Source organism: Phaeobacter sp. CECT 5382 (assembly GCF_001457775.1).
Lineage (GTDB): Bacteria > Pseudomonadota > Alphaproteobacteria > Rhodobacterales > Rhodobacteraceae > Pseudophaeobacter.
Map to the genome: position 1 here is coordinate 120696 of NZ_CYSG01000006.1, position 23213 is coordinate 143908.

At 58.6% G+C, this 23213-nt stretch carries 24 protein-coding genes; 14 read left to right on the forward strand and 10 right to left on the reverse strand.

Going from position 1 to position 23213, the window contains the following annotated elements:
• Position 1: 1 nt before the first annotated feature.
• The 8 genes from PH5382_RS08605 to PH5382_RS08625 all read left to right on the forward strand — a co-directional run bounded on the left by PH5382_RS08605 (position 2) and on the right by PH5382_RS08625 (position 5164).
• The gene (locus tag PH5382_RS08605; RefSeq protein ID WP_058333961.1) at positions 2-241 is read left to right on the forward strand and encodes a hypothetical protein; all 240 of its coding nucleotides are present in this window, start codon (positions 2-4) and stop codon (positions 239-241) included.
• Positions 235-1134 carry a hypothetical protein gene (locus PH5382_RS08610; protein WP_058333962.1) on the forward strand — a complete coding sequence of 300 codons (900 nt, stop codon included), beginning with the start codon at positions 235-237 and terminating at the stop codon, positions 1132-1134. The genes PH5382_RS08605 and PH5382_RS08610 overlap by 7 nt, the downstream gene beginning before the upstream one ends.
• Positions 1131-1274, forward strand: a complete 144-nt coding sequence (locus tag PH5382_RS19730) for a hypothetical protein (protein ID WP_156414868.1) — start codon at positions 1131-1133, stop codon at positions 1272-1274. The genes PH5382_RS08610 and PH5382_RS19730 overlap by 4 nt, the downstream gene beginning before the upstream one ends.
• Positions 1275-1290: 16 nt before the next feature.
• Positions 1291-2070, forward strand: coding sequence for a succinate dehydrogenase iron-sulfur subunit (locus PH5382_RS08615; RefSeq protein ID WP_058333963.1), 780 nt, complete (start codon positions 1291-1293; stop codon positions 2068-2070).
• Between the two features lie 194 nt (positions 2071-2264).
• Positions 2265-2432: a hypothetical protein gene (locus tag PH5382_RS19995; protein WP_197410026.1), complete on the forward strand. Its 168-nt coding sequence runs from the start codon at positions 2265-2267 to the stop codon at positions 2430-2432.
• 138 nt (positions 2433-2570) lie between these two features.
• Positions 2571-2759, forward strand: coding sequence for a hypothetical protein (locus PH5382_RS19425; RefSeq protein ID WP_082645611.1), 189 nt, complete (start codon positions 2571-2573; stop codon positions 2757-2759).
• A gap of 183 nt (positions 2760-2942) precedes the next feature.
• Entirely contained in the window at positions 2943-4205 is a 1263-nt protein-coding gene (locus PH5382_RS08620; RefSeq protein ID WP_058333964.1) for a type III PLP-dependent enzyme, read from the forward strand.
• 83 nt (positions 4206-4288) lie between these two features.
• Positions 4289-5164 carry an urea carboxylase-associated family protein gene (locus PH5382_RS08625; RefSeq protein WP_058333965.1) on the forward strand — a complete coding sequence of 292 codons (876 nt, stop codon included), beginning with the start codon at positions 4289-4291 and terminating at the stop codon, positions 5162-5164.
• A 230-nt stretch (positions 5165-5394) separates the two neighbouring features.
• Here the strand turns inward: PH5382_RS08625 and deoD are convergent, their stop codons facing one another.
• The 3 genes from deoD to PH5382_RS08640 form a co-directional block, all read right to left on the reverse strand.
• A complete protein-coding gene (deoD, locus tag PH5382_RS08630; RefSeq protein ID WP_058333966.1) occupies positions 5395-6099 on the reverse strand; it encodes a purine-nucleoside phosphorylase in 705 nt (234 codons plus the stop codon).
• Between the two features lie 21 nt (positions 6100-6120).
• Complete coding sequence (locus PH5382_RS08635) at positions 6121-6438, reverse strand: H-NS histone family protein (protein WP_058333967.1); 318 nt, start codon at positions 6436-6438, stop codon at positions 6121-6123.
• Between the two features lie 121 nt (positions 6439-6559).
• Positions 6560-8536 carry a protein meaA gene (locus tag PH5382_RS08640; protein ID WP_058333968.1) on the reverse strand — a complete coding sequence of 659 codons (1977 nt, stop codon included), beginning with the start codon at positions 8534-8536 and terminating at the stop codon, positions 6560-6562.
• Between the two features lie 230 nt (positions 8537-8766).
• Here PH5382_RS08640 and PH5382_RS08645 point away from each other — a divergent pair, with 230 nt between their 5' ends.
• The 6 genes from PH5382_RS08645 (at position 8767) to PH5382_RS08670 (ending at position 15867) form a co-directional block, all read left to right on the forward strand.
• The gene (locus tag PH5382_RS08645; RefSeq protein ID WP_058334050.1) at positions 8767-10191 is read left to right on the forward strand and encodes a 1-acyl-sn-glycerol-3-phosphate acyltransferase; all 1425 of its coding nucleotides are present in this window, start codon (positions 8767-8769) and stop codon (positions 10189-10191) included.
• Positions 10192-10348: 157 nt separating this feature from the next.
• On the forward strand, positions 10349-11635 hold the full coding sequence (gene ccrA, locus PH5382_RS08650) for a crotonyl-CoA carboxylase/reductase (protein WP_058333969.1): 1287 nt from the start codon (positions 10349-10351) through the stop codon (positions 11633-11635).
• Positions 11636-12013: 378 nt separating this feature from the next.
• Positions 12014-12733 (forward strand): helix-turn-helix transcriptional regulator, encoded by a 720-nt coding sequence (locus PH5382_RS08655; protein WP_058334051.1) that lies wholly within the window; start codon positions 12014-12016, stop codon positions 12731-12733.
• A gap of 128 nt (positions 12734-12861) precedes the next feature.
• On the forward strand, positions 12862-13503 hold the full coding sequence (locus PH5382_RS08660) for an acyl-homoserine-lactone synthase (protein WP_058333970.1): 642 nt from the start codon (positions 12862-12864) through the stop codon (positions 13501-13503).
• A gap of 94 nt (positions 13504-13597) precedes the next feature.
• Positions 13598-15133: an ATP-dependent DNA helicase gene (locus PH5382_RS08665; protein ID WP_058333971.1), complete on the forward strand. Its 1536-nt coding sequence runs from the start codon at positions 13598-13600 to the stop codon at positions 15131-15133.
• Complete coding sequence (locus PH5382_RS08670; RefSeq protein WP_058333972.1) at positions 15130-15867, forward strand: SDR family oxidoreductase; 738 nt, start codon at positions 15130-15132, stop codon at positions 15865-15867. Before PH5382_RS08665 ends, PH5382_RS08670 begins: the two co-directional genes overlap by 4 nt.
• Before the next feature lie 283 nt (positions 15868-16150).
• On the opposite strand, the gene PH5382_RS08675 is transcribed toward PH5382_RS08670, so the two are convergent.
• From PH5382_RS08675 to PH5382_RS08705, 7 genes are all read right to left on the reverse strand, one after another.
• Entirely contained in the window at positions 16151-16960 is an 810-nt protein-coding gene (locus PH5382_RS08675; protein WP_156414869.1) for a TIGR02186 family protein, read from the reverse strand.
• A gap of 2 nt (positions 16961-16962) precedes the next feature.
• Positions 16963-17883 carry a sulfite exporter TauE/SafE family protein gene (locus PH5382_RS08680; protein ID WP_058333973.1) on the reverse strand — a complete coding sequence of 307 codons (921 nt, stop codon included), beginning with the start codon at positions 17881-17883 and terminating at the stop codon, positions 16963-16965.
• A 257-nt stretch (positions 17884-18140) separates the two neighbouring features.
• Positions 18141-19106 carry an ABC transporter permease gene (locus tag PH5382_RS08685; protein WP_058333974.1) on the reverse strand — a complete coding sequence of 322 codons (966 nt, stop codon included), beginning with the start codon at positions 19104-19106 and terminating at the stop codon, positions 18141-18143.
• Positions 19106-20200, reverse strand: coding sequence for an ABC transporter permease (locus PH5382_RS08690; protein ID WP_058333975.1), 1095 nt, complete (start codon positions 20198-20200; stop codon positions 19106-19108). The genes PH5382_RS08685 and PH5382_RS08690 overlap by 1 nt, the downstream gene beginning before the upstream one ends.
• A complete protein-coding gene (locus tag PH5382_RS08695; RefSeq protein WP_058333976.1) occupies positions 20201-21730 on the reverse strand; it encodes an ABC transporter ATP-binding protein in 1530 nt (509 codons plus the stop codon). It lies immediately after the preceding gene.
• Positions 21727-22080 (reverse strand): nuclear transport factor 2 family protein, encoded by a 354-nt coding sequence (locus tag PH5382_RS08700; protein ID WP_058334053.1) that lies wholly within the window; start codon positions 22078-22080, stop codon positions 21727-21729. Before PH5382_RS08700 ends, PH5382_RS08695 begins: the two co-directional genes overlap by 4 nt.
• Before the next feature lie 17 nt (positions 22081-22097).
• Positions 22098-23093, reverse strand: a complete 996-nt coding sequence (locus PH5382_RS08705; protein ID WP_058333977.1) for a BMP family lipoprotein — start codon at positions 23091-23093, stop codon at positions 22098-22100.
• Positions 23094-23213: the final 120 nt, after the last annotated feature.

Below are 23213 nucleotides of genomic sequence, written 5' to 3' on the forward strand. Positions count from 1 at the left end.
TATGGCACGTTTCTGGGATATCAAAATGGCCCTGCTTGGCTGTTTGGCTTTGCTCTCGGCCTGCGCCGGGACCAAAGCCGTGGTATCCCAGACGCCGCTGCTTTGGGATTATCCCCTTATGCCCGGCGTTACAGCCCTTTGGGAAAGGCTTGCCAAGGCAGCCCAGCGGCGCGCCCTGACCTATCTTGCCGATGGATCGACCATCCGTTCTTCGCTAAATGGAGAGTGGTCACCGTGCTGACACAGACCCACAGCTCCCCTGCGCGGGCTTGGCCCGCACTTGGTATCGCCCCCGGACAGGTCCTGCGGGCCTTTGGCATGCGTCGCTCGGGTAATCACGCGATCATCTCCTGGCTGCAGCGCAATGCGCCGGAGGGCAGGTCGGTGTTCTTCAACAACTGCAAACCGGGTCAGCACCCTTTGCAATCCTTTCGTGGCATGGAAGTCAACGGCGCCCATGCACCGCAAAACAAGGCCCGGCGCGACATGGCTTCGGTCACCGGTGCGGCAGGGGACGGTGCACTGGTGCTGATCTCCTACGAGGACACCAGTCCGGCGGAGTTTGGTGCAGACCGGCAGGTATCAGGCACATTTGACGAGACACGCTTGTCCCGCAATGTGCTGATCTATCGCAGCTTTCTGAACTGGTCGGCGTCACTGTTGAAAAAACTGCAGGCCAATGAAGGCTATTCCTTGGTGCGCCGCAATGCGATCCTGCTGCGCGCCATGGATACCTATACCCGGCTGCTGGGGCTGGTGCGCCAGGCCAAGGAGTTGGCGCTGGTGGCGATTTGCTATGACAGCTGGGTCGCCAAAGACAGCTACCGCACGGCGGTTCTGACGCAGCTTGGGCTTGCAGAACCGGGGCAAGCACCGCGCGACAACAGTCTGGGTGAGGTGCAGCCCTATGGTGGCGGCTCATCCTTTCAGAAACAGGCCAAAACGGCCGCTGAATTGCAGGTCGACCGGCGTTGGCAACAGATGCGGGGCGATGCTGAATTTCAAGCACTCTTGCATCTGGCAGCGCGCGATACAGCACTGATCGACGAACTGACGGTACTGTTTCCGCAGGATGCGGAGTTTCTGGCGACGGTGGCGCAGCAGCCCCCATTGCCACAGGCGGTGCGCGCATGAGTGCCGCCACACTGGTTTTGAACACGAATACCGCCTCATCCGAGGTGTCACATGATTTTCGGCAGGGCCCTGCGGCGCTGTTGTTTTATCCTATCTCCTGCCAACCGGTGACTGCGGTCTCTGGTCTGGTGGGCAGCTAAGCAAGGAGAACGATCTATGGTCCAATTCGCACTTCCGAAAAATTCCAAGATCACCACGGGGAAGACGTGGCCCAAGCCGACCGGCGCGACAAATGTGCGCAAGTTCAAGATCTATCGTTGGAACCCCGACGATGGCAAGAACCCGCAGGTCGACACCTATTTCCTCGATATGGACAAATGCGGTCCCATGATCCTGGACGCGCTGATCAAGATCAAGAACGAGATCGATCCAACGCTGACTTTCCGCCGGTCGTGCCGCGAAGGGATCTGTGGGTCTTGCGCGATGAACGTCGATGGCATCAACACGCTGGCCTGTATCTACGGGCTGGATGAGGTCAAGGGCGACGTCAAGATCTACCCGCTGCCCCACATGCCCGTGGTCAAGGATCTGATCCCTGACCTGACGCATTTCTATGCGCAGCATGCGTCAATCATGCCCTGGCTAGAGACCAAGACCAACGCCCCGGCCAAGGAGTGGCGTCAGTCCATCGAGGACCGCAAAAAGCTCGACGGTCTTTATGAATGCGTGATGTGTGCCAGCTGCTCAACCTCCTGCCCGAGCTACTGGTGGAATGGCGACAAATACCTCGGGCCAGCAGCCTTGTTGCATGCCTATCGCTGGATCATCGACAGCCGCGATGAGGCCACACCTGAGCGCCTTGACCAGCTCGAAGATCCCTTCAAGCTGTATCGCTGCCACACCATCATGAACTGCACCAAGACCTGCCCCAAGGGTCTGAACCCGGCCGAGGCGATCGCGCATATCAAACACATGATGGTTGATCGGGCGGTCTGATAGCGCTTGCGGGTCTGTGTTTCGGCCCAATCGGTTTGACTAAAAACCCCGGACAGTGATCTGTCCGGGGTTTTTAAATTCTGCATTGCAGCAAGCGCATGGCAAGACTGCATTTTTGTCCGATGTGCCGGTGAAGCTGACTGCCTATGTTGTGCGCAGGGGAGAGGTTTCAAAACCGATCAGGACGAAAGACCATGAAAACAGTAGAATATTTGCCCAACGCCAAAGCTGTCGCAGAGGCCGCATTGAAAGATCTGGAACAGGCTTGGGCCTATTACACGCCAGAAGTGCTGCCGGAAATGACAAGCGACGAACCCGTCGAAGGGACTGAGGGTTACATGCCTTACTACGCCGCCGCCTGAGCTGCCGCCCGAGCCGCAGCGCGGGTTCACCGTGCCCACGTGTGTGTTACAAGTGATTTGTTGCTTTAAGCCCCCGACCTCCCTCGGTTCGGGGGTTTTTTGTTTGAGATTGGCCCCTGTAGCGGGTAAATGCCAGCCATGCCTATTCTACTTCTTCTTTTGCTGACCGGCGTGTTTGGTTATTTTATCTGGCGTCGTAAGACGACGACATTGACTCGTGATTGCCGGTGGCGGCTGGAACGCTCATTGGGGCATTGGCGCTGCCAGAGTTGCGGCGAGGTCAAGCCCGGCGAGGCAACACCGCGTGACTGTCTGCGGGGCCGTTAGTCTGAAGCTATGCCATGTTTTGAAGTTTTGAGAGAGCCTTTGCCAGGTTTTGTTGGCCGGTTGAAGAAAACGCTTGATCGACTCGGATCTTTGCCCGATATGGCGGATCAAGACGCCAACGCACGCGCCTCTGTCCCAAGGGCCTGAAACCCCCATGGTTACGTAGCGACGGTAACGTCTCTGATGGAACTGAGCGGCCATATATGGCCGGGTCTTTTGGAGATGACCATGAACGCACAGGTAACCGGGGCTGCAGTCGCTGCAGACCAGCCCCTTTTTGACTCCCCTTCAGTGAAACAGTCTGATCTGCACTCCACTGTGCAGGCGCGGCATCTGGACTATATCGCCAGCCACAGCTTTGAACGCCCGACGCTTGTGGTCGACCTTGAGGCCGTGTCGGCGCAATACCGTGCCCTTGCGCGGGGCCTGGGACGGGCCAAAATTCACTATGCGGTCAAGGCCAACCCCGAGGCTGCAATCCTGCGGCGTCTGGTACAGCTAGGCGCGCATTTTGACGCCGCCAGCCGCGCCGAAATCGAGATGTGCCTAGAGGCCGACGCCACTCCGGCGCAGATCAGCTTTGGCAATACCATCAAGCGACCTGCCGACATTGCCTTTGCCCACGACCTTGGCATCACCCATTTTGCCGCCGACGCACGCGAAGAGCTGGACAAGCTGGCCACCCATGCGCCCGGTGCGCATGTCTGTCTGCGTTTGATCGTAGACAACAGCGCTGCCGACTGGCCGCTAAGCCGGAAATTCGGCTGTACACCGGATAAGGCGCTGAAACTGATGAGCTATGCGCGAGATTTGGGCCTGCAGGTGGAGGGGCTGTCCTTTCACGTTGGCTCGCAAACGCGCGCGCCAGAGATGTGGGACGGAACGCTCGATCAGGTGGCCCAGCTGTGGCAGCGCGCCCAGTCTGCCGGGCACGCGCTGCGGCTGCTGAATATCGGCGGCGGCTTTCCTGCACAGTATGACCGCGCAGTGATGCCGCCAGAAAGCTACGCCTCGGAAGTGATGAAGCGGGTTCAGACGCGTTTTGCTGATGTGGCGCATATCATGGCAGAGCCGGGACGCGGGCTGGTCGCAGAAGCTGGTGCGATTGCCGCCGAAGTGCTGCTGGTGTCGAAAAAGCACGAAAACGATCTGCACCGCTGGGTCTATCTGGATATCGGCAAGTTCTCTGGTCTGGCCGAAACCATGGACGAGGCGATCCGCTATCGGATCACTACGGCCCGAGACCATGAACCCGTGGGGCCTTGCGTGCTGGCCGGCCCCTCTTGCGATAGTGCGGATGTGCTGTATGAAAAACAGCCCGTTCTGCTGCCGCTGGGGTTGCGGGCTGGGGACGCGGTGGTGATCCATGCCTGCGGGGCCTATACCTCGACTTATGCCACGGTGGGTTTCAACGGCTTTCCACCCCTTGATGTGATCGTGATCTGAAAACGACGCCGGGGGCGAGGTCCCGGGCTTGCACTGGGTCGGGGAAACGGGCCTAGTTGGCAAAACTACAGGAAGGTTTTCCCATGTCTCAGGTTCCCAGCCCGTCTCAGGCCTCTTGTCCGGCGCCTGCCGATGCGGCAGCGCGTCGTGCCATAAAGCCGGTGATTTGCTATCCCAACGAAACCTTGCCAAAGCCGGATCTGGATCTCTACAGGATGGCGCGGCAGGGCGCGATCAAAACCGCAGAGGTGCAGGTACCCGCGCGGGATGCGGCTTGTTTTGAGGTGCCTGCCGGGCATTTTTTCCGAATTTCATCCATCGAAGGACCGCAGGTTGGGGATCTCAACTTGTGGAACTGCGAGGACCTGACTGAACGGTTCTATTCTGGCAAGACCCGCGCGCTGCACGGCACCCATATCACTACGGGAGAGCAGATGTGGACGAGCTTCCCGACGATGCGGCCCATGGCGACCATCATCGAGGACACGCTGGGCTGGTATGGCATCGATGAATTCGGTGGATCTGTACACGATGTGATTGGAACTCGCTGTGACCCCTATACCGGCAATCTGCTGGCAGGCAGCCAATACCACCATTGTTGCCATTCAAACCTGACTCGGGCGCTTGCGGATCACAAGGGTATCAGCCTGGCGGAGGCAGAACCCTATGTGCATGACGTGCTCAACGTGTTCATGTGCACCGGGTTTACGCGTGATACGGGCCAGTATTTCATGAAGGCCAGCCCGGTGCGACCGGGAGATTATCTGGAGTTCTTTGCTGAAATCCCTCTGCTGGGTGCGCTGAGCGCCTGCCCAGGCGGTGATTGCTCATCAGAGCATTCCAGCGATACCGCCTCTTGCCATCCGATGCTGGTGGAGGTCTTTGCCCCCGAAGAGGGGGCTTTGCAAGATTGGCAGAGCCCCGCGACAAATGGATATGACGGCAGTCACGGCCGCTAAGGCACTACCAACGAGAAAACGGGGAACTCCCGCGCGGGGCGGGCGCATCAAAGATACGCGCAGCCCCCCTTGGGCCCGGCAGCGCGCCTAACGGCGCGCTGTGGCACCGTTCAAAGGAAAGAACTGGCCCAGCCGGAAAAGTCAGGGATTTAGGCAACGCGCAAAAGAAAAGCGGCTCCTGGGTCGCTTGACCAGGGCCGCTTGCACAGTGTCGAAGTCAAGGAAATTGGCTAGGCGAAGGCCGCTTCCAATGCAATCTCGACCATATCGCCAAAACTACGTTCGCGCTGATCTGAGGGCAGAGCCTCGCCAGTGCCGAGGTGATCTGAAACGGTGAGAACCGCCAGCGCACGGCATTGGTACCGCGCCGCCAGCGTATAGAGCTCAGCGGCTTCCATTTCGACGCCAAGAATACCGTGACGCACCATCTGTTCGTTCAGGTCTGGGCGTTCATCGTAAAACGTGTCGGAAGAATAGATGCCGCCGACATGCGTGCCGATGTCGCGGGACTGGGCCGCCACAGCTGCGGCTTGCAGCAAAGACCAATCGGCAGCGGGGGCAAAATTCAATTCCTTGAATATACTTTGCGAGGGGGAGCCGAGGGTTGTTGCTGTCATCGCCAGAATCACATCACGCAGTTTAACCTGCGGCTGCATCCCGCCGCAGGAGCCAATCCGGATAAGTGTTTTAGCACCAAAATCGCGGATCAATTCATTGGCGTAAATGGAAAGGGAGGGCATTCCCATGCCGCTGCCCTGTATCGTAACGGAATGACCATTCCAATTGCCGGTGTAGCCCAGCATTCCACGCACTTCGTTCACCAGGCGCACATCTTGCAAAAAGTTCTCAGCCGCCCATTTGGCGCGATAAGGATCGCCAGGCATTAGAACAGTTTCAGCAATGTCACCTTTTGAAGCGCCTATATGAATGGTCATGCGTTTTCTCCACTGCCGGAATCAGATTTCCAGTTCAGAGATATCCATACCAGAAGTCAGTGCGGTATGCACCCAGTGCGGCTTACGCCCGCGCCCGCTCCAAGTTTCCTCTGGGTTGTGGGGGTTACGGTATTTTGCTGCCGCTTTTTGTTTCTTCCCACTAGCGCGCTGAAGGCCCGCAATTTCGTCCAGAGAGAAACCATACTTAGCCGCCGCTTCTTCGGCAGCTTTAATTGCTTCTTTACGTTCCCGCTGTTCTGCTGCTTTCAGGGCGTCTTCAATGCCGTCTTTCAGCTCAAGAAGCTCTTTTCGGGACATGGCTGAAAGGTCGAGGCTCATTTTGATACTCCAATTGTAGAAAACGCACTCCATAACGTAGCGCGTTTTCTATTCATGCCCAAAGAGACGGAGAGTTTCATCCCTATTCTGCAATTAATGTGAATTTTTTTAGAAAAACACGCTAACTTGCAATCTTTGGGTGCTTTGCCAAATCAACAATGTCACCCATAATTGAATTCAACTCGAAATCTTTTGGCGTATAAACCCGTGCAACGCCGATTGAGCGTAGTTTTTCTGCATCCTCATCTGGAATAATGCCGCCAACAATGACCGGAATATGACTCAGACCAGCTTCTTTCATCCGCTGCATGAGATCTTCGACAAGCGGCAGGTGGCTGCCGGACAGGATCGAAAGACCTACAACATGGGCGTCGTCTTCCAGAGCCTGGGCAACCAGTTCTTCAGGGGTCATGCGAATGCCATCGTAGGTGATGTCCATGCCGCAATCACGGGCCCTGAAAGCGATCTGTTCAGCGCCATTGGAATGTCCGTCCAGACCCGGCTTGCCAACGACGAATTTCAACCGGCGGCCGAGCTGGTCACTGACGGAGTTGACGGCCTCACGCAGGTCATCCAGACCTTCGGTCTTGTTCGAGGGCGACCCCGAAACGCCAGTCGGACCACGATACGTGCCGTGAACCTTGCGCATTTCTTCGGCCCATTCGCCCGTTGTTACACCGGCTTTGGCGGCCGCGATCGAAGGCTCCATGATATTGGCGCCAGACCGGGCTGCAGCGCGCAGATCGGCGAGAGCGGCGGTCACCGCATCATTGTCGCGGCTGGCGCGCCAGTCATTCAGACGCGAGATCTGTTGCTGTTCTACGGCGGGGTCGACCACCATGATGCCGCCATCTTCGGTCTGCAGTGGCGAGGCTTCGCCCTCGGTCCATCTGTTGACGCCGACAACGATGGTCTCGTTGCGCTCAATCCGGTTGATGCGTTCGGCATTGGAGTCGACCAGCCGTGATTTCATGTATTCGATCGAGGCAACGGCGCCGCCCATGGATTGCAGGTTGGCGAGCTCGGCGCGGGCGCCTTCTTTCAGGGCTTCGACCTTTTTGCCGACGGCCGGGTTGCCTTCAAACAGGTCTTCGTATTCCAAAAGATCTGTTTCATAGGCAAGGATCTGTTGCATCCGCATCGACCATTGCTGGTCCCAGGGGCGCGGCAGACCCAGTGCTTCGTTCCAGGCGGGCAGCTGCACGGCCCGGGCGCGGGCCTTTTTCGACAGGGTCACCGCCAACATCTCGATCAAAATGCGGTAGACGTTGTTTTCTGGCTGCTGCTCGGTCAGGCCCAGCGAGTTCACCTGCACCCCGTAGCGGAAGCGGCGGAATTTAGGATCCTCAACGCCATACCGGTCGCGGCATATTTCATCCCAGAGATCGACAAAGGCGCGCATCTTGCACATCTCGGTGACAAAGCGGATGCCGGCATTCACAAAGAACGAGATCCGCCCCACCAATGCCGGGAAATCCTCAGGAGCAATACGCGGCTTCAGCTCGTCTAGAACCGCTTGTGCCGTCGCCAGTGCAAAGGCCAGCTCTTGCTCCGGCGTGGCACCTGCCTCTTGCAGGTGGTAGGAGCAGACGTTCATCGGGTTCCACTTGGGTACATTCGTGTAGCAGTATTCGGCCACATCCGCGATCATCTTCAGGCTCGGCTTGGGCGGGCAGATATAGGTGCCGCGGCTCAGGTATTCCTTGATCAGATCATTCTGAACCGTGCCCTGCAGTTTGCTGACATCGGCGCCCTGTTCTTCGGCCGCCGCAATATAAAGCGACAGCAGCCAGGGGGCTGTGGCGTTGATGGTCATCGAGGTGTTCATCTGTTCCAGCGGGATCTGGTCGAACAGGCTGCGCATATCGCCAAGATGGCCGACGGGCACGCCAACCTTGCCCACCTCGCCGCGGGCCAGAACGTGGTCACTGTCATAACCGGTTTGGGTGGGCAGGTCGAAAGCCACCGAAAGGCCGGTCTGACCCTTGGCCAGATTGGCGCGGTACAGTGCATTCGATGCCTCAGCAGTGGAGTGGCCGGCATAGGTCCGGATCAGCCAGGGGCGGTCTGTTTTGCGGTCATTCTGCATCTGCGACATGGCGGGCCTCACGATTCTGGGTCGGTAATAATATTTCGTTGCGCTGATCTAGACTGCAATTTTACACCGGTGTCAATTCGCTGCGTTGCGGCAAATGCTTCTGACCGGAGGGCCTATGTGCCAGTTTGAGGCATCGACCTGGGCATTGAGCTGCCGTGAGGGCGCTGACCTGTGAAGATGCCAGAGCGCAGGAATTGCCGCATCGCGACTTTGCTGCCAAAGTGCCGGGGATGCGTGAAACAATTGAACTCCCTTTATGGCTCTTTGTGCTGATCCTCCTGTTTGCAGCGGTCACCTTTGCGTCGCATTTCCTGTTTCCCTCGGTGCGCTGGTTCTTTCGTCGTCGGCTGGAGCGGGCGGTGGCGCGGCTAAATCAGAAGCTGGAGCGCCCGATCGAGCCTTTCAAGCTGGCGCGCCGTTATGACATGATCCAACGCCTGATTTATGACCCCGAAGTGGCCCGCGCAGTCGCGGCCCATGCTGCTGCCGAAGGCATTCCGGACAACGTCGCCTTTGAGCAGGCTCGGCGCTATGCGCGCGAAATCGTGCCGTCGTTCTCTGCCTTTGCCTATTTCAGCTTTGCGATCCGTCTGGCACGCTGGCTGTCGAACACGATCTACCGGGTGCGACTGGGCTATCAGGACGAGGAGGCGCTGCGCAGGCTGGACCCCAATGCGACCCTGGTTTTTGTGATGAACCATCGCTCCAATATGGATTACGTGCTGGTGACCTATCTCGCGGCGCGCCGCTCGGCCCTTTCCTATGCAGTGGGCGAATGGGCCCGCGTCTGGCCATTGTCGCGTCTGATCCGGGCGATGGGGGCCTATTTCATTCGGCGCAAGTCCCGCAATGACCTCTACCGGCGGGTCCTGGCGGCCTATATGCGGCTGGCAGCCCAAGGGGGAGCAACTCAGGCGATGTTTCCCGAAGGCGGGTTGAGCCTGGATGGTGCTCTGGCTGAGCCACGCCTGGGGCTGCTCAAGTATATCGTTGAAGCTGGCGCGCCTTTGGGCGGTCAGCGCCGGGCAACGGATCCTGATCAACGGGATGTGGTCTTTGTCCCGGTGGCCTTGAACTACGACTGGGTGCTCGAGGACAAGATCCTGACTTCGGCGGCGCGTGCCGGAGAACGCCGCTTCAGGGCGCGTATTGGTGTGGTCATGGCCAAGATCCTGCGTCAGCTATGGCTGTGGATGACGGGGCGCTATCACCGCTTTGGCTATGCCGCAGTGAACTTTGGCCGCCCGCTGAGCCTGCAGGATTTTGCCGCTTCCCGCGCCGAAAGCCAAAGTCAGAGCCTGTCGCAGGATCTTGGGCAGGAGTTGATGTCGCGCATCGGAGAAGCCGTGCCGGTCCTGCCGGTGCCGATGGCGGCCTGGCTGTTCTTGCGGCATGGCAGCATGAGCAGCGCCGCGCTGGAGCACCGGATGCGGGCTTTGGGAGAACAAATGGCCAATGCCTCGGTGCATCATCCGCGGGCGAGCCTGGCCTACGCCGGCGAGGCTGCGCTGCGTATTCTGCTGAAGCGAGGCATGGTGAGTCGTCAGGGCGGGCTCTACCTGCCAGTTACAGAAAAGCGCGACCTGCTGGCTTTTTATGCCAATTCCATTGCACATCTGGTGCCTGATAGCGTTCTGGTGGCGGAAGAAACGTGATTTTGCTGCGGTCGCTAAGAGTTTTTCTGCACTTGCAAGGTCATAAAATTACAATATGACCCCAAAGGGGGTTGCAATATTACTCCGTGATTTTTATCCATCAGAGGACAGCCGCGATTCTGCACTGCGGCAAAGACGCTTGATAAAGGAGGCCACCATGGCTCTGGACACGCAAAACGGACCCCTGTCTTACGAGGCTCCCGAAAAAGATCTCTATGAGGTCGGTGAGATGCCCCCCATGGGTTATGTGCCCAAGAACATGTACGCTTGGGCGATCCGCAAGGAACGCCACGGTGAACCCGATACTGCGATGCTGCAGGAAGTGGTCGAAGTGCCAAAGCTCGACAGCCATGATGTGCTGGTTCTGGTGATGGCAGCCGGCATCAACTACAATGGCGTCTGGGCTGCCCTGGGTAAACCGATCAGCCCCTTTGATGGTCACAAGCAGCCTTATCACATTGCAGGCTCGGATGCCTCGGGCATCGTCTGGGCCGTTGGTGACAAGGTAAAGCGCTGGAAGATCGGCGACGAAGTGGTGATCCACTGCAACCAGGATGATGGCGACGACGAAGAATGCAACGGTGGCGATCCGATGTATTCCCCCAGCCAGCGGATCTGGGGCTACGAGACACCAGATGGCTCGTTCAGCCAGTTCACTCGTGTGCAGGCGCAGCAGCTGATGCCACGGCCCAAGCACCTGTCTTGGGAAGAGAGTGCGTGTTACACCCTGACACTGGCGACCGCCTACCGGATGCTGTTTGGTCATGAGCCTCATGATCTGAAGCCCGGTCAGAACGTTCTGGTCTGGGGCGCGTCGGGTGGTCTGGGCTCTTATGCGATCCAGCTGATCAACACCGCTGGTGCCAATGCCATCGGCGTGATCTCGGACGAAAGCAAACGTGACTTTGTCATGGGGCTGGGCGCCAAGGGCGTGCTGAACCGTCGTGATTTCAATTGCTGGGGCCAAATGCCCACCGTGAACACGCCGGAATATGCCGCCTGGTTCAAGGAAGCGCGCAAATTTGGCGCTGCGATCTGGGAAATCACCGGCAAGGGCAACAATGTCGACATGGTGTTTGAACACCCCGGCGAGGCAACATTCCCGGTTTCGACTTTCGTCTGTAAAAAAGGCGGCATGGTTGTGATCTGCGCCGGGACCTCCGGTTTCAACCTGACCTTTGATGTACGCTACATGTGGATGCACCAGAAGCGTCTGCAGGGTTCGCACTTTGCACACCTGAAACAGGCGGCCTCCGCAAACAAGCTGATGGTCGAGCGTCGCCTTGATCCCTGCATGTCGGAAGTGTTCTCCTGGGCGGACCTGCCTGATGCGCACATGAAGATGCTGCGCAACGAGCACAAGCCAGGCAATATGTCGGTGCTGGTACAGGCCCCAAAGACTGGCCTGCGCACCCTGGAAGAAGTTCTGGAAGCCGGTCAGTAATAACTGTTCACGGGGGACCATCCCCCACCGATGCGACATGAAATTGGGCGGCACGAGGCAACATTAGTTGATTCGTGCCGCCCTTTGCTGTTTTGGCTTGGCATGATTTTCACGAGCTTACCGCAGCCTCCCTCACCAGATATGGGGAGGGAGGGGAAAGGCGGTAGAATTTTCACGATGCGTTAACCGTGACGCGAGGTATCGGCCATTTCATCCCCGGATATGAGGAAAAGATGTCTGTAAAGTGCAGGATACCGTTGACGTAAAGTGGTCGTACACTGCACAAGAGCTGGGATGATGGGGGAGCAGGTCTCGCGTCAACCTGCGGGTTGGGCGCGTTCTACCGCGTTTCTTCCAAAGAAACTGACGCGTGATCCAATGGCAAAACAAGCAGATCTGGACAAAATTCTCGAGGCTTTGGATGCCACGAAAACCCTTCCGGGGTTGCAAGATATCATTGATAGCATCTGCTCGGTTTTTGGGATCGACCATGCCATGTACCATTGGGTCGACAGCGCCGGAGACCACTATTATTTCGGCACCTATTCTGATGCCTGGACCGAACAATACCAAACCAAGAATTACACCCGGATCGATCCGGTCGTGGCGGGCTGCTATCAGCGCTTTCACCCGGTGGACTGGAAGCGCCTGGACTGGTCTTCAAAGCCGGCGCGGGACTTTCTGAAGGATGCGCTGGCCCATGGGGTTGGCAATCAGGGCTACTCCATTCCAATTCGCGGTCCCAATGGCCAGTTCGCCCTGTTTTCGGTCAGCCACAACTGTGACGACGAAACCTGGGAACGGTTCACCGAAGAACACAGCCGCGATTTGATTCTGATGGGGCATTACTTCAACCGCAAGGCGCTGGAATTCGAACCTGACCGAGCGCCCGATCATGCCCAGCCGCTGTCGCCGCGCGAAATCGATGCGCTGACACTGCTTGCGATTGGCTATAGCCGGGCGCAGGTGGCCAAAACACTGTCGATTTCCGAGCACACTCTGCGCGTCTATATCGAAAGCGCCCGGTTTAAGCTGGGCGCACTGAACACCACCCATGCGATTGCACGGGCAATTAGTTGTGGCATCATAATCGTCTAGCGGCCGGTTTCAAAAATTTGCATTTATTAAGCCTTAGTTAAAACCCAGGGGTTGCGCATGCGCCTTGGGCAGACTCGCTTTGCGAGCGTAGGCTACCCCTGCATTTCTAGCAAAAGGGGACTAATGCAATGCTTCGTTATATCTATGCTCATGACCTGAACGCTTTCTCTGATCTGGCACACTCCATGTTCACCGACCGGGCGGACCAGTTCAGAACCCGTCTCGGGTGGGATGTGAATATCGACCCAAATGGGGAGGAGCGCGATCAGTATGATGCCCTGGATCCACTTTATGTGATCTGGGAAATGCCAGATGGCAGTCATGGCGGCTCGATGCGGTTCTTGCCTACAACCGGCCCTGTCATGGTAAATGAGGTCTTTGGCGAACTTACCGGTGGCAACCCGATCAGCAGTCCGCTGATCTGGGAATGCACCCGGTTCTGCCTGGCGCGTGAGGCCACTGGCAATGTGGCAGGCGCGTTGACGCTTGCCGGGCTCGAGATCATGCGCAATCTGGGGGTCGCGCATTTTGCCGGTGTCTTTGATCGTCGCATGGTGCGGATCTATCGCAGCCTGGGTTTCAGCCCGGAGGTGATTAGCAGTTCAGGATCCGGGCGGGATCAGATCAGCCTTGGTCTGTGGGAATACGATCCCGACAGCTATCAGCGGGTGGCCCAGCGGGCCGGGATCACGCCAGAGGTTTCACAACTTTGGTTTGATCTCTCCTTTGGCGGTGCCAAGGCCGAGACACCGATGCGCATGACTGGCTGATGTCCAAATTCATGCCTGAAGATCAGGCATGAAGGTTGTAACGGGAGGGCCGGTTGCTCTGGCGCAGCCGACCCGCCCCCTGTAGGGTCGCGCCATGACAGATATGACCGTGAAATTCTCTGATGATCAGGCTGTTGCCTTTGACAGTGTCGCATCCCTGCTGCGCCAGGCTGGCGTCGATATGGAAGACGGGTTGCTGCAGCCGCCACAGGGCGAGGCCGGGGTCATGGCGGTTATTGGCAAGGCGGGATCAGGCAAAACGCTTTTGCTGGCAGAGCTTTACAAGGCGCTGGAACAGTCCGGCGTCGAGGTGGTCTCGGGCGATTATGAAAGCCGCAAAAAAACCGGACGGCGCAGTCTTGCCATTCTGGCACCGACCAACAAGGCGGCCAGCGTGCTGCGCCTGCGCGGCGTGCCTGCTACTACCATTCACCGTATCCTTTATACGCCAGTCTATGACCCCGAATATGAACGTATCGCCGAGTGGTTGACCGGCAATGGCGATGCCCCCGAGATCGAGGGCCTCAGCGAGGAAGCACTTGCACGGGCAGCCGCTTTCTATGCCAACAACAAATCCATTCCGGGTGCGCTGGCCGCGGCCGGGCTGCGCGGGTCCGATTTTATCACGGGCTGGAAGCGACGCGACGATCCGCTGGATATCGGCTTTGTCGATGAGGCCTCGATGCTGGACGACCGCCAGTTCGAAGACCTGAAAGAGATCTTTCCCAACCTGGTGCTGTTTGGCGACCCAGCTCAGCTGGCGCCGGTGAACCAGTCCGGATCCATGGTGTTTGAAACCCTGCCAGCGCCGCGTCAGCTGGTGCTGCACCGGGTCCATCGGCAAGAGGCAGACAACCCGATCTTGGATCTCGCCCATGCGCTGGCCGATCCGGCACTGGGGTTCGAAGACTTTGAACGCATGATCGAAGACACCGCCCAGCGCGACGAACGGGTGGTCTGGGGGCAGCGGGTCGAGGTCGATCTGATGGCGCGCAGCCCGGTTCTGGTCTGGCGTAATGCCACTCGCATTCGGCTGATCAATGCCTTTCGCGCCGTACATGGCGCGCCGGAGGACGCACTTGTCGAAGGGGAGCCGCTGATCTGCGACGGGATCGAGCTGCCAATGAAGCACCGCAAAAAGCGCCTCGATCTGGAGGCGCGTGGGCTGATCAAGGGCGCACAGGTGATCTACCTCGGGCCCGGGCGCAAGCCAGGATTTTCCCGCCTGCATGTGATGGGGGCCGAAGATCCACAGGTCTCAGCAGCGTCGATCGTGAAGATTGAAAAGCCGGACGAGGAAGAGCCGTTTATTCCCTTTGCGGCGCGCATGGGAGCGACTTTTCTGCATGGTGCTGCAGTGACAATCCACAAGGCGCAGGGCTCACAGTGGGATACCACACAGGTCTTTGCTCCGGATATCTATGCCGCTGCCCGCATGGGGCGGGTCGAGGCGGGTCAGCCGCTGTGGAAACGCCTGGCCTATGTGGCCATCACCCGGGCGCAGGAGCGCCTGATCTGGGTGGTGCGCAATCGGCTGTCGAAACCGACCGGCCCGCTGCGGGTCGATGATCTGAAAGCCGCACCTGCAGCGGCGCTGACCCTGGAAGTGCAAGAGGAGGCTCCGCTATGAGCAAATCAATCCTGATCACTGGCGCCAGTTCCGGTATTGGCCGGGCGGTGGCCGAGCTGTTCTTGGAAAAGGGCTGGCAGGTCGGACTTCTGGCACGTCGTCAGACCATCCTGGAAGAGGTTGCGATGGGACATGTCAATGCCATGGTGCTGCCGGCGGATGTGACGGATGCCACAGCGGTGGATCACGCGGTCAATCAGTTCGCCATGCAGGCGGGGCATTTGGATGTGCTTTTCAACAATGCCGGGATTTTCACAGCGGCAGGCACAATTGACGAGATCTCGCTGGAGGATTGGTATGCCTCGGTCAATGTGAACCTCAACGGGATGTTTCTGGCGGCGCGGGCGGCGTTTCGCCAAATGCGGCGGCAAAACCCGCAAGGTGGCCGGATCATCAACAATGGGTCCATTGCCGCGCATGTGCCGCGACCGAATTCGGCCCCCTATGCGGCCACCAAGGCAGCGATCACCGGGCTGACCCGCAGTCTGTCGCTGGACGGGCGCGATTTTGACATCGCCTGTGGTCAGATCGATATTGGCAATGCCCGCACCCCCATGGTGGAAGAGCTGAGCGCGCGTCAGGCAGCGACAGTTCCGGCAGCGGAACCAATGCAGAGCTTTGCGGTGGAAGATGCGGCCCGATCCGTGCTGCACATGGCGGAGCTTCCGCTGGAGGCCAATGTGCAGTTCATGACGGTGATGGCCACCAAGATGCCCTTTATCGGTCGCGGCTGATCCGCAATTGGGCGGGTGCTCCCGCCCGGCTTCAAAGCCCTTTGGGCATTTCACCCCGTTGGGCCGGGCGCCGTGCTTTGCACGGCGTAACAGGAAGATCTGCTGAGAGGCCCTGATCAGGCAGTCTGCCCGATCAGGGCCGCCCCAATTGTTTTCTGTTTGATATGGCCTCAAGGGTGAACCGCGCCTAGGCGCGGCCGCCACAGGCGGCCCTTGACCCCACAGCAAACAGGGACTTCACTTCAAACAGGTGCGGGCGGAAGAAAGGTCAGGAGCCTGGAGTTTAATTGTTGCGCAGCAGGCGGAAGGCGGCGGAGGCGCCCCAGCCAGCGGCAATGGCGATCGCCAGAGACATCAGGCCATAGAGAAAGGGCTGTTCGCGCGACATAGCGTAGAGAAACCGTTCCAGTCCCACCTTGCGCACATCGATATCGGTCTCGAAACTTGAGACCACCTGACCTGCACGGGTCAACAGGATGCGGGCGGTGTAATGGCCTTCGGTCAGGTCGGCTGGCATCTCGATCGCGCTGCGAAACAGGGTCTGCTGATCTACAGCGACGGTGTTTTCACGCAGTGAATAAAGGCCTTCGTCTTCGCGAATGCGGACCACGGCATCAGCAAAATCCTGTGCACCGCGTATATGCATGGCGGCACCAACAGACCGGATGGCGCGGGCAATGGACACACGATAGCGCAGGTCCTCGGTGGCTGAGATCACCTCGTTAAAGGGCGCACTTGTGGCGATGGCATAAAAACTGGGCGCAGAGTCGACCAGAACACTGTCGGTATTGACCCAGATCCCCAGTTTCTTTTCCTTGCGCCGAACCGTGACGGGGGAGTTTGGTCCCGATACGGCGACGATGACCTGCAAGGGATCGCCCTCGGGAATGGGGGTTTCGCGTTTGACAGCGCCAAAGATCAGGATCTCGGAGCCATCAAAATTTGCGGTAATGGCGACGCGATCCTGGCTGAGGCCAAGCACGACTTCTTCGGTGGTTGCCTGAGTAGCGGCCTGAGTAGCGGCCTGTGCGGGGGGAGCTGATGTCAGCAGAAGGATAGCAAAGGACAGGGAAAGCAACAGAGAACGGATCATGATCAATGCCCTCCTGCGGCGCCGAGCGAATAGAGCTCGGAGGGCATCAAAAGAAGGTCCAGACCCAGTTTTACGCAGACCACCATCACCATCAGTGCCAGTAGGATGCGCAGCTGTTCGGCCTTGAGATAGACGCCGATACGGGTGCCGATCTGCGCACCAATGACGCCGCCGATCAGCAGCAGAACCGCCAGTACGATATCGACTGTATAGTTGGTGGTGGCATGCAGCATGGTGGTAAAAGCGGTGACCAGAATAATCTGGAACAGCGAGGTGCCGACAACCACCTTTGTCGGCATACCAAGGATATAGATCATCGCAGGCACCATGATGAAGCCGCCGCCGACCCCCATGATCGCCGCCAAAATACCAACCACGACGCCAACGAGGATCGGTGGGATGACCGAGATATAAAGCCCGGATGTGCGAAACCGCATCTTGAAGGGCAGGGCATGAACCCAGCCACGCTGCCGCCGTGGAGCCGGAGCACCGCCTGCGCGCTTGGATTTGAACATGGCGTTGAGGCTCTCGATGAACATCAAGGTGCCAACGACGCCCAGAAAGACCACGTAGCACAGGGTGACAAGCAAATCGACCTGGCCCAGGCTTTTGAGGTAGTTGAAGACCACAACGCCGAGTGCGGCACCAATCAGGCCGCCGACCTGCAACACCATCCCCATCTTGATGTCGACCGTGCGCCTTCGGAAATGTGCCAAGACCCCGGAAAAGGATGAGGCGACAATCTGGTTGGCCTCGGTGGCAACTGCGACCACCGGCGGGATGCCGATGAAAAACAGCAGGGGCGTCATCAGAAAGCCGCCGCCGACCCCGAACATGCCGGAAAGAATGCCAACGATCCCTCCGAGTCCCAGAAGAAGGAAAGCGTTGACCGAGACTTCGGCGATGGGGAGGTAGATTTGCATATTTCTGTTAGAGCGTAGCGTCACAACAAAATCAACTGGCGATGCCGCCTTGCAGCACGCAGGACTGATTTGAAAAGGGAAACTGGACTTATCGCAACAGTCGCCGACTGTGGATCGGGCAAGCCGTTTGTCGCAAAACAGGTCTCATTCGTCGCCGCTTAATCATCGCGTAGGAATGCGCGCTTGACTGAAAACCCTCCCGCGCCGCCAAAGCCAGCACGGGAGGATTTTCACGAACCAGCTCAGGTGGTGGCAGCCTAGCGTTCTTTTACATAGGGCTCGCCGCCGGCCTTTGGCGGCACGGCCTTGCCGACAAAACCCGCCAGAATCACCACGGTCAGGATATAGGGCAAGGCATCCATGACCTGTACAGGTACCACGATGGGGCCGATTTCAATATTCTGGAACCGCAGCGCCACGGCCTGAAGCAGGCCAAACAGCAGGCAGGCGCCCATGGCCTGCCAGGGGCGCCATTTGGCAAAGATCAGTGCTGCCAAGGCGATGAACCCGCGTCCCGCCGTCATGTCTTTGACAAAACCCGCCTGCAGCGCGGTGGCCAGATAGGCACCGGCGATGCCACACAGAACCCCACAGATCGCGACCGCTGCATAGCGCAGGCCAATGACCGAAACTCCGGCTGTATCTACCGCTGCGGGGTTTTCTCCAACGGCACGCAGGCGCAGGCCAAACCGGGTTCGGTACAGGATCCACCAAGTTGCAGGCACGGCCAGAAAGGCGAAATAGACCAGGATGGAATGCCCGGACAGCAGTTCCGAATAGATCGGCCCAAGGATGGGCACCCCTGCAAGGCTGTCGGTAAAGGGCAAGGTGATCGGGCCAAAGCGTCCGCTGGTCAGCAATGATGGTGTGCGGCCACCTTGCTGAAACCAGTCCTGCGCGATCAGTACCGTGAGGCCCGCTGCAAGGAAGTTGATTGCCACGCCCGAGATCAGCTGGTTGCCTCGAAAGGTGATCGAGGCCAGCCCGTGCAGCCCTGACAACAAAAGCGACGAGGCGATCCCGGCCAAAAGGCCAAGCCAGACATTGCCGGTAACGGCAGCAACGGCTGCTGAAAAGAAGGCCGCCATCAGCATCTTGCCCTCAAGGCCGATGTCAAAGATGCCGGCGCGTTCGGAGTATAGTCCGGCGAGACAGGCCAGCAGAAGCGGGGTCGCCAGACGTACAGTGCTGTCCAGCACCTGAATCAGAGTGAGGAAATCCATCAGCGGGTCTCCTTGCGCAGGGCCAGGAAGATCCGCTCAAGCGGCATCCGCACCATATTATCCAGCGCGCCGGTAAACAGGATCACCAGCGCTTGAATAACCACGATGAGTTCGCGCGGGATCTTGGTCCAGAGCGCCAGTTCCGCCCCGCCTTGATAGAGAAAGCCAAACAGGATGGCGGCCAGAAACACGCCAAAGGGGTGATTGCGCCCCATCAGCGCCACGGCGATGCCAATGAAACCGGCTCCTTCGGTGGAGTTGAGTACCAGGCGTTCTGCCTCGCCCATGACGTTGTTGGTGGCCATCATGCCTGCCAAAGCGCCGGAGATCAGCATGGCAATCATGGTGATCTTGATTGGCGAAATCCCGGCATAGCGGGCACCGGCTTCGGATTTGCCAAAGGCGCGGATCTCAAACCCAAGCGGGGTGCGCCAGATCAGCAACCAAACAAAGATGCAGGCAGCAACCGCGACGACAAGGCTGACATTGGCGGGGGCCGATTTTGAGAAAGCAATGCCCAGTGGTGCCAGCAGTTCGTGCAGCGAGGGCAGATGAACGGCTTCGGGAAAGCGGGCCGTTGCCGGATCCATCGAGCCTTCGGGGCGCAGCACATTGACCAGCACATAGTTCAGCACGGCGGCTGCGATGAAGTTGAACATGATGGTGGTAATGACGATATGGCTGCCACGTTTGGCCTGCAGATAGGCAGGAATAGCGGCCCAGGCGGCACCAAACAGGCCGGCCCCTAGGGCGGCAAAGATCAGCGCCAGCGACCAGTGCGGCCAGGGAATGAACAGGCAGACCACGGCGACACCGAGCCCGCCCAACATGGCCTGACCTTCGCCGCCGATGTTGAACAACCCCGCATGGGCCGCCACGGCGACCGCCAGTCCGGTGAACATGAAATTGGTGGCGTAATACAGCGTATAGCCCCAGCCATAGCTTGACCCCAAAGCGCCATCGACCATGAGTTTTACGGCTGCAACCGGATCTTCACCGATGGCCAGGATCACCAAAGCAGAAAGGGCAGCCGCAAGGAGCAGGCTGATCAGCGGGATCAGCACTACATCGGCCCATTTAGGCATTTTTTCCATCTACGCGGCCTCCCCCGCGACGCCGGCCATCAACAGGCCCAGCTCTTTTTCATCGGTCTGATCAACGGCGCGTTCACCCATGATCATGCCGTCAAACATCACCGCCACCCGGTCGGCCAGCGATAGGATCTCTTCCAGCTCGACCGAGACGAGCAGGATGGCTTTGCCCTGGTCGCGCAGCTCGACGATCTGTTTGTGAATGAATTCAATGGCGCCAATATCGACGCCGCGGGTGGGCTGACCAATCAGCAACAGGTCCGGGTTGCGCTCGATCTCGCGGGCTACCACGATTTTCTGCTGGTTGCCGCCCGAGAAATTCTTGGCCGCCAGCCACGGATCAGGCGGGCGCACATCGAATTTCTGCATCTTTGCTTCAGTATCCGCCCTGATCGCCGCGTTATCCATCAGCAGGCCGTTTTGGTATTCCGGCGCATGGTGATAGCCAAAGGCGGTGTTTTCCCAGGCGTGAAAGTCCATGATCAGGCCTTCGCTCTGACGGTCTTCGGGGACATGGGCGACATGGGCGGCACGGCGGGCGCGGGCATCAGAGCCTGCGCCGTGGATGGGCAGCGCAGCGCCATTGAGCCGGATCGCACCCTCGCCGGGGCGCATGCCGCCCAGCACCTCGAGCAGTTCTGACTGGCCGTTGCCCGCAACCCCGGCAATGCCGAGAATTTCACCGGCGCGCACGGTCAGATCAATGCCTTTGACCCGTTCAACACCGGCCTCATCCACCACCCGCAGCTTTTCGATTTCAAGAATAGGCTTGCCGGGTTTGGCGGGGATTTTATCCACTTGCAGCAGGACTTTGCGCCCCACCATCAGTTCTGCCAAATGTTCCGGGCTGGTCTCTTTGGTTTTTACCGTTGCCGTCATCTGCCCGCGCCGCATCACCGAAACGGTGTCTGTGGCCTCCATGATCTCGCGCAGCTTGTGGGTGATCAGGATGATGGTTTTGCCTTCTGCACGCAGACGGTCCAGAATGCGAAACAATTGATCCGCCTCGGCCGGGGTCAAAACGCCAGTGGGTTCATCCAGGATCAGGATATCGGCCTGGCGGTACAGCGCTTTCAGGATCTCGACCCGCTGCTGCATGCCAACGCCGATCTCATCAATGCGTTTGTCGGGGTCAACGTTCAGTTCATATTCCGCAGCCAGCTGTTTCAGGGTCTTACGCGCCTTTGCCAACGAGGGCTTCAGCAGCCCGCCGTCTTCGGCACCAAGGACGATGTTTTCCAGCACGGTGAAATTCTCCACCAGTTTGAAATGCTGGAACACCATGCCGATGCCGGCAGCGATTGCAGCCTGGCTATCGGGGATTTCGGTCTGTTTGCCGTTGATCCAGATTTCGCCCCTGTCGGCTTTGTAAAAGCCGTAGAGGATGCTCATCAGGGTCGATTTTCCAGCGCCGTTTTCCCCGATAATACCGTGGATGGTGCCGGGCGCGACGCTGATCGAGATGTCTTTATTTGCTTGAACGGGACCAAAGGCTTTTGAAATGCCTTTAAGTTCGATGGCGGGGGCGGTCAATTGGGCTCTCCCATGCCTGTAAATCCAATCACACGTTGCAGTTTTCCGTCTGCCAAGTCACCAAAATACTGCCCGCGCATCATGCGTTGGCCGTCTTTTGAAAAATCCACGGTGGCGCGCAGGTGGCCGTGATGGCTGCTGAGTGCAACCACTTCGGCTGCGGCACCGGGCATCCTCGCTGCAAACTGGGCGATATAGTCCAGATAGGCGTCGCGCCCCTGTATTGGGTCTGGCGCATTTGGATCGGAATAGTAAAAATTGTGCCCGATCACTGCATCGGTTTTAGCAGCGCGCGTCTCGGGCAACGGGTCACCCCAGGCCGAAAACAAAGTATGAAGACACGTTGTCATGGCCTGGGGCATTTGCATCAGAAGCTCAGCGAGGGGCAGCTGTCGTCGGACATATAGTCATGCACCTTGATCTCGCCGGTGGCGATCTTTGCAGCCGCTGCATCCACCATGGCCTGCATTTCTGCGGAAACCAACGGTGCGTTGTTGTCGTCTAGCGCATAGCCGACGCCACCATTGGCCAGACCCATGACAGAGAAGCCGGTCTCCATGTCGACACCATCGGTGAATGCGTCAAAAACAGCATTATCGACGCGTTTCATCATCGAAGTCAGAACCTTGCCCGGGTGCAGGTGGTTCTGGTTGCTATCCACGCCAATCGACAGGATGCCTTCGTCGGCGGCGGTCTGTAGCACGCCAACACCGGTACCACCAGCTGCGGCATATACCACATCAGCACCCTGGCTGATTTGTGCTTTTGTCAGCTCGGAACCTTTGACCGGGTCATTCCAGGCCGCAGGCGTGGTGCCGGTCATATTGGCAATGACCTTGGCATCGGGGTTGGCGGCCATGACGCCCTGAGCATAGCCACAGGCAAATTTGCGGATCAGTGGGATATCCATGCCGCCGATAAAGCCGACGGTGTTGGATTTGGAGGCTTCTGCCGCCATCATGCCAACCAGGTAGGAGCCTTCGTGCTCGTTGAAGACAACAGAGCGGACGTTGGGCGCATCAACGACCATATCAATGATGACAAACCGGGTGTCTGGATAGTCGCCTGCGACCTGACCCAGAGCATCCCCAAAGGCAAAACCGGCCATGACGATCGGGTTGGCTCCCGCTTCGGCAAAACGGCGCAGGGCCTGCTCGCGCTGGGCTTCCGACTGCAGTTCGATCTCGCGGAAGGAATTGCCGGTCTCGGCTGCCCAACGCTCAGCACCACCAAAGGCGGCTTCGTTGAAGCTCTTGTCGAATTTGCCGCCGAGGTCAAAGATCAGCGCCGGCTCTGCCAGAGATGCTCCGGCAGAAAGCGCCAGGGTGGCTGCGGCGCCCATCAGGGTTTTCATCAGCGTCATAAGGGTACTCCCGGTTTGTTATTCCTGCGCGGGCCGAAAAAATGTCGCGTCGAAAATCTCGCGTCGACCGGGCAAGGGATTGTTTTAAGGTGCGGCAATTTAGCCCTTTGCGCGGGCAGG